The 19228-nt window shown below is 59.4% G+C and carries 18 protein-coding genes and 1 tRNA gene; 5 read left to right on the top strand and 14 right to left on the bottom strand.

The window, feature by feature from the left end; translation table 11 throughout:
• Positions 1 to 18: 18 nt before the first annotated feature.
• From phoU to recJ, 8 genes are all read right to left on the bottom strand, one after another.
• On the bottom strand, positions 19 to 687 hold the full coding sequence (gene phoU / locus ACEWMW_RS12110) for a phosphate signaling complex protein PhoU (protein WP_409414198.1): 669 nt from the start codon (positions 685 to 687) through the stop codon (positions 19 to 21).
• A 10-nt stretch (positions 688 to 697) separates the two neighbouring features.
• Positions 698 to 1444: a phosphate ABC transporter ATP-binding protein PstB gene (gene pstB, locus ACEWMW_RS12105; RefSeq protein ID WP_409414461.1), complete on the bottom strand. Its 747-nt coding sequence runs from the start codon at positions 1442 to 1444 to the stop codon at positions 698 to 700.
• 38 nt (positions 1445 to 1482) lie between these two features.
• On the bottom strand, positions 1483 to 2733 hold the full coding sequence (gene pstA / locus ACEWMW_RS12100) for a phosphate ABC transporter permease PstA (RefSeq protein WP_409414197.1): 1251 nt from the start codon (positions 2731 to 2733) through the stop codon (positions 1483 to 1485).
• A complete protein-coding gene (gene pstC, locus ACEWMW_RS12095; RefSeq protein ID WP_409414196.1) occupies positions 2726 to 4111 on the bottom strand; it encodes a phosphate ABC transporter permease subunit PstC in 1386 nt (461 codons plus the stop codon). Before pstC ends, pstA begins: the two co-directional genes overlap by 8 nt.
• A gap of 92 nt (positions 4112 to 4203) precedes the next feature.
• Positions 4204 to 5400 (bottom strand): ATP-binding protein, encoded by a 1197-nt coding sequence (locus ACEWMW_RS12090; RefSeq protein WP_409414195.1) that lies wholly within the window; start codon positions 5398 to 5400, stop codon positions 4204 to 4206.
• Between the two features lie 60 nt (positions 5401 to 5460).
• Entirely contained in the window at positions 5461 to 6501 is a 1041-nt protein-coding gene (locus tag ACEWMW_RS12085; RefSeq protein ID WP_409414194.1) for a hypothetical protein, read from the bottom strand.
• A 99-nt stretch (positions 6502 to 6600) separates the two neighbouring features.
• A tRNA-Glu gene (locus ACEWMW_RS12080) sits at positions 6601 to 6675 on the bottom strand.
• Positions 6676 to 6752: 77 nt separating this feature from the next.
• Entirely contained in the window at positions 6753 to 8537 is a 1785-nt protein-coding gene (gene recJ / locus ACEWMW_RS12075; RefSeq protein ID WP_409414193.1) for a single-stranded-DNA-specific exonuclease RecJ, read from the bottom strand.
• Between the two features lie 68 nt (positions 8538 to 8605).
• Between recJ and ACEWMW_RS12070 the strand changes: the two genes are divergently transcribed.
• From ACEWMW_RS12070 to ACEWMW_RS12060, 3 genes are all read left to right on the top strand, one after another.
• A complete protein-coding gene (locus tag ACEWMW_RS12070) occupies positions 8606 to 9106 on the top strand; it encodes a flavodoxin family protein (protein ID WP_409414460.1) in 501 nt (166 codons plus the stop codon).
• Between the two features lie 188 nt (positions 9107 to 9294).
• Complete coding sequence (locus ACEWMW_RS12065) at positions 9295 to 10008, top strand: hypothetical protein (RefSeq protein ID WP_409414192.1); 714 nt, start codon at positions 9295 to 9297, stop codon at positions 10006 to 10008.
• A gap of 9 nt (positions 10009 to 10017) precedes the next feature.
• Positions 10018 to 10551: an AHH domain-containing protein gene (locus tag ACEWMW_RS12060; protein WP_409414191.1), complete on the top strand. Its 534-nt coding sequence runs from the start codon at positions 10018 to 10020 to the stop codon at positions 10549 to 10551.
• Here the strand turns inward: ACEWMW_RS12060 and ACEWMW_RS12055 are convergent.
• The 4 genes from ACEWMW_RS12055 to ACEWMW_RS12040 all read right to left on the bottom strand — a co-directional run bounded on the left by ACEWMW_RS12055 (position 10548) and on the right by ACEWMW_RS12040 (position 15490).
• Positions 10548 to 11534: an NAD(P)H-dependent flavin oxidoreductase gene (locus ACEWMW_RS12055; RefSeq protein WP_409414190.1), complete on the bottom strand. Its 987-nt coding sequence runs from the start codon at positions 11532 to 11534 to the stop codon at positions 10548 to 10550. The two genes, ACEWMW_RS12060 and ACEWMW_RS12055, sit on opposite strands and share 4 nt — an antisense overlap.
• A 109-nt stretch (positions 11535 to 11643) precedes the next feature.
• Positions 11644 to 12687: an amidohydrolase family protein gene (locus tag ACEWMW_RS12050; protein WP_409414189.1), complete on the bottom strand. Its 1044-nt coding sequence runs from the start codon at positions 12685 to 12687 to the stop codon at positions 11644 to 11646.
• A 53-nt stretch (positions 12688 to 12740) separates the two neighbouring features.
• Positions 12741 to 13775: a copper resistance protein B gene (locus ACEWMW_RS12045; RefSeq protein WP_409414188.1), complete on the bottom strand. Its 1035-nt coding sequence runs from the start codon at positions 13773 to 13775 to the stop codon at positions 12741 to 12743.
• Positions 13772 to 15490 (bottom strand): copper resistance system multicopper oxidase, encoded by a 1719-nt coding sequence (locus ACEWMW_RS12040; RefSeq protein ID WP_409414187.1) that lies wholly within the window; start codon positions 15488 to 15490, stop codon positions 13772 to 13774. Before ACEWMW_RS12040 ends, ACEWMW_RS12045 begins: the two co-directional genes overlap by 4 nt.
• A 70-nt stretch (positions 15491 to 15560) precedes the next feature.
• On the opposite strand from ACEWMW_RS12040, the gene ACEWMW_RS12035 reads away from it, so the two are divergent.
• Positions 15561 to 15833: a metal-sensitive transcriptional regulator gene (locus tag ACEWMW_RS12035; protein WP_409414186.1), complete on the top strand. Its 273-nt coding sequence runs from the start codon at positions 15561 to 15563 to the stop codon at positions 15831 to 15833.
• A 9-nt stretch (positions 15834 to 15842) separates the two neighbouring features.
• Complete coding sequence (locus tag ACEWMW_RS12030) at positions 15843 to 16589, top strand: MauE/DoxX family redox-associated membrane protein (protein WP_409414185.1); 747 nt, start codon at positions 15843 to 15845, stop codon at positions 16587 to 16589.
• Positions 16590 to 16644: 55 nt separating this feature from the next.
• Here the strand turns inward: ACEWMW_RS12030 and ACEWMW_RS12025 are convergent, their stop codons facing one another.
• Positions 16645 to 17403, bottom strand: a complete 759-nt coding sequence (locus ACEWMW_RS12025; RefSeq protein ID WP_409414184.1) for a glutathione S-transferase family protein — start codon at positions 17401 to 17403, stop codon at positions 16645 to 16647.
• Between the two features lie 52 nt (positions 17404 to 17455).
• Positions 17456 to 19129, bottom strand: coding sequence for a 2-isopropylmalate synthase (gene leuA / locus ACEWMW_RS12020; RefSeq protein ID WP_409414183.1), 1674 nt, complete (start codon positions 19127 to 19129; stop codon positions 17456 to 17458).
• Positions 19130 to 19228: the final 99 nt, after the last annotated feature.

The raw sequence follows: 19228 nt of genomic DNA, 5'->3' as shown, positions 1-19228 counted from the left end.
CAATCGCGTGACTGAAGGTCAATCTTCCTCGTCGACGGGGTAATTCCCTGTCGCGGCAAAATGGACCATCTCCGCCACGTTGGTCGCGTGATCGCCGATACGTTCGATGTTGCGGGCGACGAAAAGCAACTGTGCCGCAGCGGAAATCGTCGCAGGATTCTCGACCATGTATGTGACGACATTGCGAAAAATTGAATCGTAAAAGGCATCGACTTTGTTGTCCATCGCGATGACTTCCTTGGCGCCAACGGGATCGCGCGCGGCATAGGCGGTGAGCACATCATGGACCATTTCCCCAGCGACATCGGCCATTGCCGGCAGCAGTGTGAGGGGTTCGAATTCTTTTCGCTGGCCCACCTTGCGGCTAGCCTTGGCGATGTTCTTCGAATAATCGCCAATCCGCTCGACAACCCCGGCAATCTTCAGGGCTGCGATGACTTCGCGTAGATCGTCGGCCATTGGAGCGCGCAAGGCAATAATCCGGACCGCCAGCTTGTCGATCTCGCTTTCGAGCGCGTCGATTTTCTTGTCGCCTTTGACGACCTTATCGGCGAGGTCATCATCGCCTTTAATAAGCGCGTCCATGGCCTGCTGGAGGGCGACCTCGGCGAGTCCGCCCATTTCGGCGATCAGCCCGCGCAGGCGGGTGATGTCCTCATCGAATGCCTTGACTGTATGTTCCGTCATGCGAGAAATCCTAACCGTACCTGCCGGTGATGTAATCCTGGGTCCGCTGTTCCAGCGGATTGGTGAAAATGTCGGTCGTGCGTCCGTATTCTACCATCTTACCGAGATGGAAGAAGGCCGTCCGCTGGCTTACGCGCGCGGCCTGCTGCATCGAGTGTGTCACGATGACTATAGCATATCGTCCGTTGAGCTCGTCGATCAGTTCCTCGATCTTGGCCGTGGCGATGGGATCGAGCGCCGAACACGGCTCATCCATAAGGATCACCTCGGGATCGACCGCGATTGCCCGGGCAATGCAAAGGCGCTGTTGCTGGCCGCCTGACAGAGCGGTGCCGCTGTCCTGTAGCCTGTCTTTCACCTCTTCCCACAGTCCGGCGCGACGCAGCGATGTCTCGACTACTTCGTCGAGTTCATCCTTGGTTTCGGCCATGCCGTGGATCTTGGGCCCGTAAGCGATATTGTCATAGATCGACTTTGGGAAAGGGTTGGGCTTCTGAAACACCATGCCGACACGCGCACGCAGCTGCACCACATCCATGCCGGAACGGTAAATGTCTTCGCCGTCGAGTTCGATTGTCCCCTCGACACGCGCGCTCGGGATGGTGTCGTTCATCCGGTTGAGGGTGCGCAGGAAGGTCGATTTGCCGCAGCCAGACGGGCCGATGAAGGCAGTCACGTACTCGGTCGGGATGTCGATCGAGACCTGATCGATTGCCATCTTGTCGGCATAGAAAACCGACACGTCCTTGGTACGCATCTTGGCGTTGGTCGACTTGAGGTTCGGATGGACTACGGTCACCAGGTTTTCTCGAATTTGTTGCGGAGGTAAATTGCGAGGCCGTTCATCAATAGCAGGAACAGCAAAAGCACGATAATTGCCGCGCTAGTGCGCTCGACAAAACCGCGGTCGATTTCGTCTGACCAAAGGAATATCTGTACCGGGAGAACGGTTGCCGGGGATGTGAAACCGTCAGGCGGTGTCGCAACGAAGGCGCGCATTCCGATCATCAGCAGCGGCGCGGTTTCGCCCAGTGCGCGCGCCATGCCGATGATGGTGCCGGTCAGGATGCCGGGCAGGGCAAGTGGCAGCACGTGGTGGAACACCACCTGCACAGGGCTTGCGCCAACAGCAAGTGCACCATCGCGGATCGAGGGCGGCACAGCTTTGATGGCATTGCGGCCGGAGATCACGATCACGGGCATCGTCATCAATGCAAGCGTCATGCCGCCGATCAAGGGGGCTGAGCGGAAATTAGGGAACATCCAGAGGAATACCGCAAGGCCGAGCAGGCCAAAAATGATCGATGGAACTGCAGCGAGGTTGTTGATCGATACTTCGATCAAATCGGTCCAGCGGTTCTTAGGCGCGTATTCCTCAAGGTAGAGCGCGGCTAACACGCCGATCGGAAATGCCATCAGCAGTGTCACGATCATTGTCAGGATCGAACCCTTCAGGGCGCCCCAAATACCGACCATCTGCGGATCTGTGGCGTCGGCGCGCTCCAGGAAACCAAAGTCGAAGTTCTTCTCCAGATGCCCTGCTTCGCTAAGCTGCCTAGCAAGTAGTTGCATTTCCTGAGAGCCTTCGCCCTCGTAGCCAGCTGCGAGATCACCGCTTGCAGGGAGCCAAAATACTTCTTCGCGCTGCAGCAGACTGGGATTGGCAACAATCGCCTCACCCACAATTCGCCATCCCTGGCTGTTGAGTTCATCGGTGCCTTCCTGGCCGATCGCTTCGGATGCGAAGTAGTTCACCACATCCGGCAATCCCTGCCGCTCGAGGCTCTGGATTGCGTCGAGCTGCGCCAGGCTATTGGCATCGGCTCCGATACCGGCTTGGGTGAAGTCAATCGGAACCTTCAGTTCGGCTCGCTGGAAGCCACCGAGGCCGTTGAATGTCATGGTGCCAAGCAGGAAGGCAAGCACCAGCACTGAAAAGAGTATGGCGCCTAGCCCAAGCGCCTTGAAGCGGCGTTCGGCGGCATAGCGCTTCTTCAGGCGCGCTTCGAAGACCTCGGTGCGGGTAGGAGGCGTATGATCACTCATAAGCTTCGCGGAACCTCTTCACGACGCGCAGGGCGATAAAGTTAAGGCCCAGCGTCACCAGGAACAGCACGAGGCCGAGCGCAAAAGCGCTTAAGGTTGCCGGGTGGTCGAAGCTGCCTTCGCCGGTCAGCATGGCGACGATTTGCACCGTCACAGTGGTCATCGCTTCGAGCGGATTGGCAGTAAGATTGGCAGCAGTCGAAGCCGCCATCACCACGATCATCGTTTCGCCGATCGCGCGGCTGATCGCGAGCATCACACCGGCAACGATGCCGGGCAGGGCAGCGGGTACGAGGACGCGCCGGATCGTTTCGGAAGTCGTTGCCCCCATGGCAAGGCTGCCATCGCGCATTGCCTGCGGGACGGCAGCGATGCTGTCATCTGCCATCGAAGAGACGAAGGGAATAATCATCACGCCCATGACAAGACCCGCAGCCAGTGCGCTCTCGCTTGATGGGTTGGATGCGCCCAGCGAGACGGCGAGATCGCGAATGAAGGGTGCGACCGTCAATGCGGCAAAATATCCGTAGACCACCGTTGGCACGCCAGCGAGAATCTCGAGCGCGGGTTTCACCCAGGCACGCAGCTTTGGATGGGCATACTGCGTAAGGTAAATCGCGCTCATCAGACCCAGCGGGATCGCCACGATCATCGCGATGATCGCACCGATGAAGATCGTACCCCAGAACAACGGAATCGCGCCATAGCGCGTCGGATCCGGATTCTCGGCATTAGCCATCGGATCGGGCCCCCAATGGGTGCCGAAGAGGAAGTCGATCGGTGAAACCATTCCGAAGAAGCGGACAGTCTCGAAGATCAGGCTTGCGAAAATGCCGAGCGTTGTGAGGATTGCGACAAGCGACGCGATCAACAGGATCGCCATCACCGCGCGCTCGACCCGGGTGCGTGCGCTGAAATCGGGTTTTAGCCGCAGGAATGCCCAAGTGCCGGTAAGGAATCCGACTGCCAGCGCAACCGCGATCCCGATCCAGTTGTACAAGCTCAGGGCCTCACGGAAAGGTTCGACAAGATCGAGAGCTGCCGGATTGAACACCACGTCGGTCGCTCCACTGGCAACCGCTTTCGCTTCGCTGAGGATCGTCAGGCGCTGGATGCCGAATTCGGGAAGCGATGCAGCGGCCGGGTGTGCCAAGACACTTTGCGTGATCAACTGGGGCGCAATTATGCTCCACACCGCGACAAACAATAGCACAGGGATCGCCACCCATAGCGCCACGTACCAGCCGTGATAATTGGGGCGGGAGGCGATGCGTCCGTCACTGGCTTTGGCCTGGAAGCTCCAGGCGCGAGCGCGGGCCGATAGCCAAGCTATCACAGCGAGGCCGACCGCAAGCAGGAAGAGTAAAGTGAGCGACATTACAAATTAGCCTGGGGTGCGCGTTCGAATCGGTAGGAGGTACTGCGCGAAACTTGCCTGTGGGGTGGCCCTGTGCACCATTTGTGACGGTTTCATGACGGTGCTTCCTCTTCCGCCACGACCCGCGGTATACGAACAGTAACCGTCGTTCCCTGACCGACCACGCTATCAATGTCGAGCCGTCCGCGGTGGCGTTCCACAATATGCTTCACAATCGCGAGACCCAGGCCGGTGCCGCCCGATGCGCGGCTGCGGCCGGGATCGGTACGGTAAAACCGGCGAGTCAGATGGGGAAGGTGTTCGGGATCAATCCCCTTTCCCTCATCCCGCACTACAAGCCGCGAATTGCCGGTTGGCCCGACGTCGAGCGTGACGAATACACGTCCTTCCTCGGCACCGTATTTCAGTCCGTTGTCGACGAGGTTGCGGACCAGTTGCTCAAGTTGCTGGGTGTCTCCCTTGACCTGCAACCCGTCTTCGAGAGCGAATGCTACGCGATCCAGGCGTTCCTGACCCGCACCTTCCCGTGCGGCACGCTCGACCAGAGGAGACAATTCGATCATTCGGTCAGGAAGATCATGCTTCTCTGCCTCGACACGGGAAAGCGACATCAGATCGCTTACGAGATTCTGCAGCCGCTTGGCCTCATGCAGGATGGTTTTCAGGAATCGCTTTGACGTTTCTGAAGCAACGTCTTCGTCATTGTCGCGCAGCGTCTCAGCATAGCCGATAATGGAAGAAAGCGGGGTTCTCAGCTCGTGGCTGGCGTTTGCCACGAAATCGGTATGCGCACGACTGATGTCGGCCTCAGCCGTCTTGTTGATCAACTCGATGAGAGAGAGGCCTTCCGACAACGATTGACGGTTGATCTGCCAGATATCTCGCCTGCGGACGAGGCCATGAACGATTGTCGAACCAGTCTTGCTTGCGGTGAGGAAGGCGATCGCCTCGGGCTGGCGAAAAGTAACACGCAGGTCCTGGCCGATGATGTGCTCGCCGAAGATCTTGCGGGCCTGCAGATTGGCGATGCTGATCTTGCCATTTTCTTCGAGCAGAAACGGTGTACCCGATAGTTCGATCAGTCCGCCCATTGAATCGCGGGTAAAGGGGGAGGGCGCCTCTTTCCTTGTGGACGGTGGGGGCGTGGCAGAAACGAGCCATAAAGACGCAAGCCATAGCAGCGCGATCGCAACTATCAGATCCCAGCCGATACCGAAGATTGCCATGCCAATGATGCCGACGATCGCCACGATAAAGCCCGACATGGGGAATGAGCGTTTCTGATCCATCTCGTTGGCCCTTAGCGGCGGTTCGTGATTGAATCGAGTCACGGTATTACAAAGACTGTTTCAGCGAGTTCCAATCTCGGAAGTGTTCGTCAAGAGGCTGCGCGAACGGGCCAGAAACGCAAGTCCGGCCAGATATGCGGGGAGTATGACGAGTATCCAGTAGGTATTGTTCGGTCGAGCAAAGATCGCGATCGTTGCGCCGAAACCCGCAAACCAGAGAGATGCTGTGACGCGGTTGGGAGCCAGTAGCCATCCGGCAAGAGGCAGGAACGTCAGGAAAGCAGCCAAAGGCCATGGCAATAGACCTAGCCAACTTACCTGTGAAAGGTCGCCGACCAGCCCTTCAGGGCCACGAAATCCGCTCCATGGCGGAGACTTGAGATCCGTTGCGATACGAACCGCATCGACCGCTTGCTGGTGCAGCGCCATGCCTCCAGCGAACAAGCCGACAATCGCAGCCACTCCCAAAACTTCCTGCCAGCGTCGACCCAGAATGGCGTTGAATCCCAGCACCACTAGGTAGGCGAGTGCAAACTCGCGCAAGGAAAGGGCAAGCGCAGCAAAAAGCAAGCGCATCGGCCAATGTTCCTGGCGCATGAAGCCCAGTGAAAGTGTGATTAGCAGGCCGCACCAAAACTCGTGCATCACAATACCTGCGGGCGTAATGGTGGAAGCCCCACCCAGCGCCAGAATCCCAACAAATGCGGCTCGGACGGCAAACGATTGACTGGCCAGTGAGCGATACCAAACGGCAATAATTGCCAGCAGCACCAGCCATGCGATCAGGTAGAGGCCCAGGGTGCCGACATTGACGCTAATCCATGCCAGTGTGGGTTGGCGAACGGTGAAGAAAGGAAAAAGCGGATAGCTGCGTTCGCGATGAAGGTCGCTGACAGCTTCATAATAGCCTTCGCCCTTCGCAAATCTCGCGATGACCGCACGGTACAGCTCCGTATCGCGATTCTCGGGCAAGGCGATCTCGGTAGTACTCGTCTCTGCAGGCGGTAGTGTCGCATCGGGTTCGGCGCTGCCGAACAAGGCTGCTGCGGTAAGGGCGAGTACCGCAAGGATTCCGCCAAGGATGAGAATGCGTCCTCGCATGGGGCCAAATGTCAGCTTGATTGCTGCCCGCGCAAGTGAGGCAGGTCATCTCTCTGTTGAGAATTACAAACTTGTGGGGAAAGTTGCGCCCACCGCCGATGGTGACCCCTACGGGAATCGAACCCGTGTTTCAGCCGTGAAAGGGCCGCGTCCTAACCGCTAGACGAAGGGGCCATACCGATCGGCTCGGTGGCGTGGCGGCGCAATTAGGGATACGAAGGGGTGCCGTCAAGCCTTGCGCTGCATTGTAGTCAATTCGCCCAGGCTGCGTCTTCGATATGAAGCTCTGCTTGCGGCCTCGGACCCCAATCGTCGATCTTGGCCCGGCCCGCGAGCCATAGCTTGCGATCGCGGCTCGCATGCAGCAGCGCCTGGCCCAAGGGGCTTTCGGCGGCTCGAAATGCGATCCCCTTGAAGGAGCGCCCATCGTCGCCCGCAGCGATGATCCTGACGTGGTCGGCCCCAACGATGTCGCATTTGACGAGCCGCACCGGACCAACCGCAATGCGGGGCCCCGGCCAACCGACCCCGTAGGGTCCCGCGCTTTCGATAGTCTCGACCAAATCGGGCTGGAGACCGCCCGGAGCGAGCGCGAGATCGAGCAACATCGACTGGTTGCGCATCGCCTTTTCGACCGAGCGCCCGAGTTTAGCGTCAAGCCAGTCGGAGAAGGGCCCCAGTTTCGCTATCTCGACGGTAAGGCCTGCGGCCATGGCGTGGCCGCCACCTGCCTCGAGCAGGCCTTCTTCGCGCGCTGCGATAATCGCCGCACCCAGATCAACGCCCATGATCGAGCGTCCGGATCCCTTGCCGAGCCCTGTCGCTTCATCGAGCGCAATGATGAGCGAGGGCTTGCCGGTCTTTTCCTTGATCCGCCCGGCGACAATGCCGATCACGCCAGGGTGCCAGCCGCTTCCCGAAAGAACATGCACTGCACGGTTGTGCTGTCCGTCAATTTGCGCGTCGGCGGCTTCCTGCACTTCCGCTTCGATTGCGCGGCGGTCTTCATTGAGCGATGACAGCTGCGCCGCGATGCGCTGCGCTTCTGCCGGGTCCTCGGTGGTTAGCAGGCGGACACCCAGGGTTGATTCTCCCACCCGTCCACCGGCATTGATCCGCGGGCCGAGCGCAAAGCCGAGGTCGCTGCTCTTGGGCGCGCGATTGATTCGGCTGGCGTCGATCAGGGCGGCCATGCCGGTGCCTTCCCGCCTGGCCATCACCTTGAGGCCTTGAGTGACGAATGCGCGATTGAGACCGTGGAGAGCCGCAACATCGGCTACCGTGCCGAGCGCTACGAGGTCGAGCAAGCCGAATAAGTCGGGCTCGGTGCGATTTTCGAAATAGCCGCTGGCGCGAAGCGTACGAACTAGCGCTATGGCAAGGAGGAACGCCAGGCCGACTGCTGCCAGGTGCCCGTGCGAGGCCGCTTCATCGCTTTCGTCGAGCCGATTTGGGTTCACCATTGCGGCGGCCTTAGGAAGCTCGGGTGAGCATTTGTGGTGATCAACCACGATCACATCCACACCTGCTTCATGCGCCATGGCCAGGGCTTCGTGCGCCATTGCCCCGCAATCGACCGTGACGATAAGGCTTGATCCTTCCTGACCAAGTTTGACCAGGGCCTCGCCGCTGGGACCATAGCCCTCAAGCAGGCGATCAGGAATGTAGTAGCGCGCTTCGTGCCCCAGATCGCGCAACAGGCGGATCAGGAGCGCCGCGCTCGTCGCTCCATCGACATCGTAGTCACCGTACACAGTCACTGTTTCGGCGGTAAGGATGGCCTGCGCAATACGTTCGGCGGCAACATCCATGTCCTGGAATATCGACGGATCAGGCAAGAAGGCACGCAAGGTCGGGTCGCGGTGTTTTTCGAGATCCTCGTCGGTGACGCCGCGCGCACGCAACAGCTGCGTGACGAGGTCATCGCCATTCACATCCCCCGGATCAAGGTTCATATTGCCGGCACGCCAGGTCCAGGCCTTGCCTGAAAGTGACTTTTCGACCCCGAAAACATGCGAGACTGTGTTGATTGCCATGTTTTAATTCTAGTCGAACTGTCCACGCCTACAACCCGGTGGCAATTGACAATCGACAGACTCGCCCGATGGTGGTGCTTGTGAACGGTAACGGAAAGCTTTTGATTGTCTGGCACAGCCGCACCGGCGCGAGCGAGGCGCTGGCTAGCGCCGCTGCACATTCAGCAGGTCAAGCAGGGCTTCTTCTCAGAGCGCGTGACACCCATCCGGAGGACCTTGTGGCGGCGCCGGGCTTCTTGTTTGCCTGTCCGGAGAATCTCGCCAGCATGTCGGGGGAGATGAAGGAGATGTTCGATCGTTGCTATTATCCCGTCCTCGGGAAGCTGGAAGGTAGGCCATACGCGACAATCATAGCGGCTGGTTCCGATGGTGACGGGGCGCAACGGCAAATCGATCGCATCGCTACTGGCTGGCGGCTCAAGCGCATCGCCGATCCCATGATCGTCAATACTGCTGCGCAGACGCCAGAGGAAATTCTCGCGCCCAAGCGATTGGAGGAACCCGAGTTGCTTGCGGCAGGCGAATTGGGAGCGGCAATCGCCAAAGGAATTGAGATGGGGATCTTCTAGAAATTATGTCTAGATTCGAGCTACTTTGATGAGCAAGACTCGACGAGCGCTGCACAAATCGGCTAGGCCGAAGTCGCAGGAGGAAAGGGGTCGCGGCGATTAGGAATGAGGCCATCGGCGACAGTCGTACGCATACTGCCGGGCTAATCCTGCTTTTCCCCAAGAATGGGAGGCCGGATCGCGCAGCAGTGCGGTCTGCGTTGTCGCGCGTTCGCAATGCCGGCATCAGTTTCGATCCAGGCGAGGCGCACACCAGCAGTGACACCAGCTGGTCGAGCGAGCTTGCGGGTGCGGCGGACTCATGGCTTGAGTTGCTGGTCGACGGCCTGACTTTCGATCTTGTTGGCCTTGCTCCCGGACCTGACGTTACGGCACCCGAGATCGAATTCCGCATCGATTGCGACAAGGATCTCGATCTCGGCGATTACGAATTGGTTGGGCTTGCCCCTGGTCCCCACCTTTCAGGCGGCGCGCGCAGTCTTGTGGTGGCCCGCGCGTTGAACGGTTTGGGCTGCAATCTCGGCAAGGAATTGGGCACTGTCCAAGGCTTCTTCTGGCTGCCTTCGCTCAGCGTGACCGGGCCCGAATTCTTCTCCTCTTCAATCGATTCATGGGTCGAGGGCGGTCCTTTCCCGGCATTGGGTCTCTCTGCTTTTCGCGCCGCAGACGATGGCGGGCTTGAGAGCGTGGGGCTTTCGTTCTTCACCGGGCAAGAGGTGGTGATGGGCAAGGAAATGGTGCACGATCTCGCAGCATCGACTCGGCTGGCAATGCGCCTGGTGCACCAGTTGGTCATGAACGGCAAACTGCAGGAGAACCAGATCGTTTCCGGCCCCGACGGGAGCCAGCTCAGGCTTGAGCCGTCCGAGGATGGGAACAAGGTCACGGTAACGCCCGTTTAGTCTGCAGTTATGAGGTCGCAATTCGGTGGTCCTGCGCCCGTTCGGCGGCGCGGGGCGCTTCCTTTTCGTTCAGTTAATCGTCCGGGGACCCGGGCGCACGATCCTTCCCTGCAAAGACATCATTTATTGCCTCGGCAATTGGTCGGGCTTACTGCATTTGACGCTATGTTCAGCGCAATCGGGCACGAGCGGATCGGCTTCGAGGATTTTCGCCGTAACGGCCTTCTCCTTCCGGCGCGAGATCATGCGGCTGTAAGGATGGGGCTGCCGCTCCATCGCGGGCCGCACCGGGATTATAACGAAGCTGTCATCGAGCGGGTTTCGATCATCGATCGGGAGTGGCGCAAGATCAAACGGCGGGAACAGGATCACGCCGGTTCCTTCGCCCAGCAAAAGATGGCCCAACTCCAGGATAGCCTACGGGAGAGCTTGCTGTCCCCTGCGCCGGGCTACCTCAAGCTCAATAGCAAGGACCCACTAGGCAAAAATCTCGACTACCGAGAATTGGATGACGTTGCGGAACGGCTCTGGGCCGCGTCCTAGCTTTTCCAGCCTGAGGGGCCGGTCTTTGCCGCCAGATCGGCCTTCGCGGCGTTGTATTCGCGTTCAAGCTTGTCGACATAGTCGGCCACCGTGTCGACCGCTGTGATCGCGCCGACGCCCTGGCCCGAACCCCAGATGTCTTTCCAGGCCTTGGCCTTGGTGTTGCCGCCCGAACCGAAGTTCATCTTGCTCGGATCGCTTTCGGGCAGGTTGTCGGGGTCCATCCCGGCATTCTCGATCGAGCTGCGAAGGTAGTTGCCGTGCACTCCGGTAAAGAGGTTGGTGTAGACAATACCGTCCGAACGACCTTCTACGATGCCTTCCTTGTAGCGCTGGTCGGCGTTGGCTTCCTTGGTCGCGATGAATGCGCTCCCGATATAGCCGAAGTCTGCGCCCATAGCCTGGGCTGCTAGCACCGCCTGCCCATGCGCGATCGAGCCCGACAGGGCAACCAGCCCATCGAACCATTCGCGAATTTCCTGCATCAGCGCGAATGGGCTGAGCGTTCCGGCGTGGCCGCCAGCACCGGCTGCCACCGGGATCAGTCCATCGGCACCCTTTTCGATCGCCTTGCGGGCGAAGCGGTCGTTGATCACGTCGTGCATCGTGATCCCGCCCCAATTCGTCACCGCCTGGAAAACCTCCTCGCGCGCGCCGAGCGAGGTGATGATCATCGGCACCTGCCACTTCTCGCAAGACGCCATGTCGGCATCGACCCGGTCGTTCGATTTGTGGATGATCTGGTTGACCGCGAATGGCGCTGCCGGACGATCGGGATTCTCGCGGTTATGCTTGGCGAGTTCCTCGGTGATCTGATGCAGCCATTCGTCGAGCAGGCTCTGCGGCCGTGCATTGAGCGAGGGGAACGAACCGATGATGCCTGCCTTGCATTGCGCAATGACCAGTTCCGGTCCGGAAACGATAAACAGCGGTGAACCGATGATAGGCAGGCGCAGGCGGTCAAACGGGGCTGGCAAAGACATTCAGGTCTCCAATCTGATCAGGAACATGCGCGCTTAAGCAGCCTAGGCGGGCGTGTCGAGCGGCTGATTTTGATAGGACAAGGCCATCCCGCAATGCCGTAGCGGCAAGTCAGCCGAGGAGGTTCTCGATCCCGTAAATCCGCGCCGCCGTTCCCGCAAAGAGCGCGCGTTTCTCATCGTCAGATGCGCCACTCGCAAGCCGTTTGAAGGCGTTCCACAAGACCTGATAGGTCGCCCCCCAACGATCGACCGGATAGTTACTTTCGAACATGGCCCGGTCTGCGCCGAAAGCTTCGATACAGGTCTCGATATAGGGCTTCCACATGCCAGCCAGCTCTTCCGAGCCCTTGCCTGCCGCCGGGCCATCTTCGGGCATGCCGCAGTAAACCATCGCTAGGCCGCCCAGCTTGATGCACACGTTCTCACATTCAGCGATCGCTTCGATCGACGCTTTCCAGCGGCCGAAATGCTCAGCAAGCTTGCCCCTGTATGGTCCGACGTTGAGCGGTGTGCCGCAATGATCGAGAACGAACTGCTGATTGGGGTAGCTTTTCGCAAGATCGAGGAAGTCGCCGAGTTGGGGCTCCATCAACCAAGCGTCGAATACCAGACCGAAATCGCTGAAAGCAGTGAAGCCAGAGCGGAACTCATCGCTGACATAGCGTCCTTCGATCCGCTCCTTGGTGCCGCTGACGACATTCGGATCGGCATCCCATGCGGCTGTTTGCCGTACGCCGCGAAACCGGCCGCCGCCTGCTACGTCGAGCGCTTCGATGACTGGCTTTACGCCATCACCCAGATGCATGTCGGCGTGACCCATGATTGCTGCGCATGGACGGTAATCGCCGTAGAGACCGCTCGCGCCCTGGGCTGCCACGCCGTTGACATATTGGACTTCGCCGACTGGTTTGAGCGCTTCGCCCAACTCGCGATTGTAGAACGCGCCGCATTCCATGAACACGGTTCCGATCACATTGTGGCCGCTGTGCGTGTCGTCATAGAGATGATCGAAGGTGTAGTATGGGACATCGACCAGGGTCTGCAGGAATGGATGTAAGGGCTCCTGCAGAGCCGGTACGAGCGGTCGCAGGTCCCACAGGTGATGGTGCGGATCGATGATCGGCAGGTCGGGTTCGATGATGTCTTCGCTCATGCGCGCAGCATCGCTGCTAGAAGCCTGCGAGGCAACTACCGTTTATAGGTGGTCTAGAACCAGGCCCGGATGCCCAGAAGAAGCTTGATGCCTTCTGGATCTTCTCCCTCAGCACGCGCCAAGTCCGCGGTTTCTCCCAGCTTCGCCTCATATTCCACACCGACATAGGGCGCGAACTCGGGCATGATCTCGTATCGGAGCCTAAGGCCCGGCTCGATCTTGGTAAGCCCGGCGCCGATATCGCGCTCGGGAATATCCTGCGCGCTCGCTTCGATTTCGATGCGCGGTTGGAGGATCAGCTGCTGCGTCAGCTTTTGGTCATACTCCGCCTCGACCCTTGCGGTAAGGTCTCCCTGATCTGACAAGAACAATGCTCCATCGACATGGAACATGTAGGGCGCGAGACCCTCTATCCCTAATACGAGATGGCTGCGGCTTTCCGGCTCCAGATCAACACGAACGCCGGCCTGGAGGTCGAAAAAGGGCGTGATCGCGCGGCTGTAGAGCGCCTGCACTTCGGCATCTTCGATGCTTTCCGAGAACGCGCCTTCGCCTTCGGACTTCAGCACGAACTTGTTGAGATCACCGCCGTAGAATGCGCGCAGGTCCCACAGATAGGCATCTTCGCCTTCGCCGAGCCGCGCTTCAAGGCGTTCGAACATCACCTGGCCAGAAGTTGTTTCGCCGTGAGATGAACGCATGGTCTCACGCGCCCGGCCCATCTCGTAGGGGCCCCAGATCGCATCAGCCGCGTGCATCGGACCTTCAAACGCGCGCGACGGGACAGCGCCCTCGGGTGCAGCGCCGCTCGCCGACTTGTCCGATCCCATCATGTGGGCCGAATGGTCGACAGCACTGCTCGCTTGCGGCTGCGCGTGGTTCATTTTGGAATGATCCATTTGCGAATGGTCCATCTCCGCTTCGCCGCTTTCAGCATCCTTGGGCGGACACTGCTCGGGCGGCAGATGACCCATCGCGCAGTGGTCCACCTCTTGCGCGGGAGCCGGCATTCGGTGAGCGGTATGATCCTGTGCCGCGGCAGGAGCTGCTATCAGGGCAGCGCCAGCAGGAAGAAGCCAGTGCATCATGCTTCACCCCCGGCCGGGAAAGGCCGGACCGTCACCACCTGCATCATGCCTGCATGCATGTGATAGAGCAGGTGACAGTGGAAGGCCCAGTCGCCCGGCTCGCTGGCGGTAAGATCGAACGTTGCGGTCCCGCCCGGCTGCACCACTAGAGTGTGCTTCAATGGCTGGTGCATGTGGTCGGCGCCGTTGACCAGCTCGAAGAAGTGTCCGTGAAGATGGATCGGGTGAGCCATCATAGTGTTGTTGACCAGTTTCACCCTGACTCGCTCGTCAAAACCGAACCGGATCGGGTCATCGGTCACGGCGGAGAATTTCTTCCCATCGAACGACCACATGTATCGTTCCATATTGCCGGTGAGGTGGATTTCCATCTCGCGCTCGATCTCGCGATGCGGATTCATCCGTGCCGCCTTGAGATCGGTATAGCGGAGCACGCGGTGTTCGACCGTGTCGAGCCCGAGCCCCGGAAAATCCATTCGGTCCATTGGCATTGGCGCGATCATGTCGACACCCGGGCCGGTTTCGACATCGGTGGGTAGTTTGGAGGTATCGCGCATGGAATGATCCATGCCGCTCGAACCTGCCATATCGCCGTGTCCCATCGCTGCATGATCCATCATGCCCATATCGGTCATGCTGAGGGTGGGTGTTTCACGAAGAGCGGGAGGGGTAGCAATATGCCCAGCATGCGACGTCAGGCTGGCGACTCCCATGCCGCTGCGATCCATTGCCTCGGCAACCAGTGCATGACTGCCGTCGGGCGGTGTGACGATCACGTCGTAGGTCTCGGCCGTGCCGATCTGGAATTCGTCGACTTCAACCGGGTCTACCGGCTGCCCGTCGGCTTCGATCACGGTCATCGGTACGCCGGGGATACGCATATTGAAGAACGACATCGCCGAACCATTGATGATGCGCAGCCGCACGCTTTCTCCGGCCTCGAAAGCGAGTTGGAGATTGTCGGCCGGCCCATGGCCATTGATGAGATAGGTATAGGTCGCGCCCGTAACGTCCGCGATATCGCGCGGGTTCATCCGCATCTGCGCCCACATTCGCCGCATTTCGCCCGTCATGTCGCCATCGCTGGCGGTTTGCATCTGGCGGTTGAAGTAGTGCTCGCCAACCTTGAGCTTGCGCATGATGTCGTGCGGATGGAGCGGGCTGAACTCGCTCAGCATCACCACGTAGTCCCTGTCATAGCGCGGATCAGGATCGGCGCTTTCGATGACCAGCGGGCCATAATGGCCTGCCTGTTCCTGCAGCCCGGAATGCGAGTGCCACCAATAGGTGCCCGCCTGACGGATCGGGAATTCGTAGGTGAAGGTCTCGCCCGGTTTGATCCCCGGAAAGCTTACGCCCGGAACGCCATCGAACTGGAACGGCAGCAGCAGCCCGTGCCAGTGGATCGAGCTATCCTCTTCCAGGGCGTTGGTGACGTGCAGCCGCACATGCTGCCCTTCGCGCAAGCGGATCAGCGGGCCCGGGACGGTTCCGTTGACCGCGATTGCGTGGCCGCTGCGCCCACCTGTGCTGAAATGATGGTTGTCGATGGTGAGGCGAATGTCATGCCCCGAAAGCTCGCCGAAACCGTTCTTTGCATGCATGAGGGAGGCACCCTTGGCCCAGGCGGGCACAGGCAAGGCGCTGGCCGCTGCCAGCCCAACCGTGCTGGTGATTAGGCGGCGGCGGGATAAGTAAGAAAGAGGGTTTGGCATACGGCCTTATTGTAACGGTGGTCGCGCTGCTATATATACCCCCCTAGGGTATTTGAAAGGGCTTTCTTCCATGGGCGAACTAACCGCCGCAAAGATCCGTCGCCTTAACCGGATTGCGGGGCAAGTGCGCGGTGTGGCCCAGATGGTTGAGGATGATCGCTATTGCATCGATATCCTGCACCAGATCCAGGCGATCCGATCGGCGCTGGCCAAGGTCGAAAGCCAGGTGCTCAAGGACCACGCCGCGTGCTGCGTCGCCGAGGCAATTGCTTCGGGGGACGAAGCGGAACAAGCTGCGAAATTCGGCGAACTGGTCGATCTTCTCGAACGGCAGAGGAAGTAGGGATCGATCATGGCAGGAAGCAAGACCGCCACGCTTTATCGCATGGTCATGCCCGATCATCTTTGCCCTTCCGGGCTTAAGGCCAAATGGCTGCTCGAGCGGGAAGGCTACACGGTCGAGGATCATCCGCTGAGAACGCGCGAGGAGACCGAGGCTTTCAAAGCCAAGCACGAAGTCAGCTACACACCGCAGGCGTGGATCGGCGACAAACGGATCGGCGGCTATACCGAACTGCGCAAGCATTTCGGACGCAAGCAGCTTGAAAAGGGCGAGACGACCTATCGTCCGGTGATTGCGCTGTTCACGATGACGCTACTGATGGCCTTAGCTGCTGCATGGGTCGCGACCGGCGAACCGCTTACGATCCTTTCGGCCGAATGGTTCGTCAGTTTCTCGATGTGCGTCCTCGCCTTCCTCAAGGTGCGAGATGTCGAGAGCTTTTCGACGATGTTCCTCAATTACGACCTGCTGGCGCGCCGCTGGGTCCCCTATGGCTACATCTACCCCTTCGCCGAAGGGCTCGCGGGGGTGCTGATGACGGCGAAGATCCTGCCTTGGATCTCGGTGCCGGTGGCACTGTTCATCGGCACGGTAGGCGCTGTCAGCGTTATCAAGGCCGTTTACATCGACAAGCGGGCAATCAAATGCGCCTGCGTTGGCGGGGACAGCAACGTCCCGCTCGGCTTCGTTTCGCTGACCGAGAATCTATTCATGATTGGCATGGGCCTGTGGATGGGCTTCAATGCCTTCGCTTAGATAGCGCTCCGATCATACTCTTGGCACTGCCGAAAACCGCGACAAGCGGCCCCTCCTATCGATCGGATGGTGGGCGCTGCTCGACCGGCGGGAGATTACCGATCATGCCGTCCGGACGTGCTGCCGCCAACATCCGCCGGTAAGCGGGGCGCGCTTCGACCTTCTCATTCCAGGCGACGATATTGGGGAATTGCTCCCGATCGACCAGGTTCAGGCCCAATGCCACGCGAAGCGGGAAATGCATCATGATGTCCGCGGCGGAGAATACGTCACCCCCGAAATAGGGATGCTTCTCAAGGTGGTTCTCGGCGAACTGGACTACGGCTTCGCTATCGACCAGCGGCGAGCGCTGGGTTGGCGGGTTGGTGCGCCAAGCGCGATAGTCGCTGAACAGGCGCGCAGCGAGCGACCCTTCGGCATAGTGCATCCACATTTGATGCTTGGGATAGAAGGGATCGTCGACCGCAGGAGCAAGCTGGCCCGGAGCATAGCGATTGAGGATGGTGTCGATGATTGCTCCCGATTCGACCAGGATCTCGTCCTCAATCACGACGGTTGGCACTTGAGGCATTTCATGACCCAAGGCGTGAACCTTCGCCATAGAAGCGCGCAGATCACCGCGCACATACTCGAGCTTATACGGCTGCCCCAGCTCCTCCATCAGCCAGACAATCCGTTCGGAACGCCGACCTTCGAGGTGATAAATGGTGACCTGCGGCATTGCGGTGGTGCTCACCGAGCGCGGCTGCTCAACGTCCTGCGTTGCACATGCTGAAAGCGAGAGCAGCCCCGCGGCTACAATGTATCTGAGCATCGAATTCCCTCTCCGATTGACCGGGCGGATATTTCGCCTGAATCTAAAGCAGTTACCTTATTGCACTGTTCGCTGCACTCAATACCGCTCTGACGCTGGCGGTCGCGACGTCTTCGTCGATCCCGCAGCCCCAGATAATGCGGTCTCCGGTCTGGCATTCGAGATAGGCGGCGGCGTTGGCATCCCGGCCTGCGCCCAAGGCATGCTCGGAATAGTCGAGGACCTTGATGTCGAGGTCGAACGCTTCTTCGAGCGTCGAGATGACAGACGAGATCAGCCCGTTACCACGGCCAGACACGCTCTGTTCGCCGCCATCTACAGCAATCTTGCCTGAGAAAATGCGCGTGCCGTCGCTGGCGCGGCTTTCCTCATAATCAACCAGCTGGAAATGCTTGTTCGGAGTCTGGACGTGGTAGGTGTCCTTGAATGCCTCCCAGATATCGGCTGCATTCAACTCCCTGCCAAGTTCATCCGCCAAGTGCTGGACATGCTTGGAGAAATGCGCTTGCATCTTCTTGGGCAGTTTGAGCCCCTGATCCTGTTCGAGCACCCAAGCGAAGCCGCCTTTGCCGCTCTGCGAATTGACCCGGATCACCGCTTCGTAGTCGCGCCCGAGATCGGCCGGATCGATCGGCAGGTAGGGGACGCGCCAGTGCTCGTCGTTTTGCAGTTCGTTGGCTTCGAAGCCCTTCTTGATCGCGTCCTGGTGCGATCCGGAGAATGCGGTGAAGACCAGCTCGCCGCCATAAGGATGACGCTGGTGCACGGGCAGCTCGTTGCAGTATTCTACCGTCTCGATCACGCGGTCGATATCGGAGAAATCGAGCCCCGGGTCGACGCCTTGCGTGTACATATTCAGTGCGACCGTCACGAGGCAGCAGTTGCCGGTGCGCTCGCCATTGCCGAACAGGCAGCCTTCGACGCGGTCTGCGCCTGCCATCAAGCCCAGCTCAGCTGCAGCGACGCCAGTCCCGCGATCGTTATGCGTATGGAGCGAGATCACCGCGCTCTCGCGATTAGGAAGGTTGCGGCAGAAATACTCGATTTGGTCGGCGTAAATGTTGGGTGTTGCCGCTTCAACGGTGGCCGGCAGGTTGAGGATGATTGGCTTTTCGGGCGTAGGTTGGAGAACCTCCATCACCGCTTCACAAACTTCGATGCTGAAATCGATTTCGGCGGTCGAGAACGTCTCGGGCGAATACTGGAAATGCCAATCAGTGTCTGGACGCTTTGCCGCCTCATCTCGCATCACCTGTGCACCATCTACCGCGATCTGGCGCACTTCTTCCTTGCTCATGCGGAAGACAATATCGCGCCATGCGGGTGATACCGCGTTATATAGATGGACAATCGCTTGCTTCGCACCTGCCAGGCTTTCGAAACTGGTGCGGATTAGGTCTTCGCGGCTTTGCGTGAGGACCTGCACGGTAACGTCATCGGGTATCTTGCCCGAACTCACTAGCCCCTGGATGAAGTCGAACTCGGTTGCGCCCGCGCTCGGGAATCCGACTTCGATTTCCTTGATCCCGACTTCGACCAACAGGTCGAAAAAGCGGTTCTTCTTAACCGCATCCATGGGATCGATGATCGACTGGTTGCCGTCGCGCAGGTCGGTCGAGAGCCAGCGGGGCGGGGCGGTGATCGTGCGGCTGGGCCACTGCCGGTCAAACAAGTCAATCTGGGGAAATGCTCGGTATTTTCGTGCTGGGTTGGAAAGCATGCTCATGGCTGGGAACTCGTAACGGATTTGCTGTGCTATGCGGAAATGATCCCTTGGGCGCTTCGCGCGCCCGATTGGCACGCGTTACGTCACGCCCAAGGGCGT

Origin of the sequence: Litorerythrobacter xanthomarinus (assembly GCF_046254955.1) — a bacterium.
In the GTDB taxonomy this organism is placed as follows: domain Bacteria; phylum Pseudomonadota; class Alphaproteobacteria; order Sphingomonadales; family Sphingomonadaceae; genus Qipengyuania_C.
The sequence above is the reverse complement of the archived record's forward strand: the minus strand, read 5'-3'. Positions and strand labels throughout refer to the sequence as shown.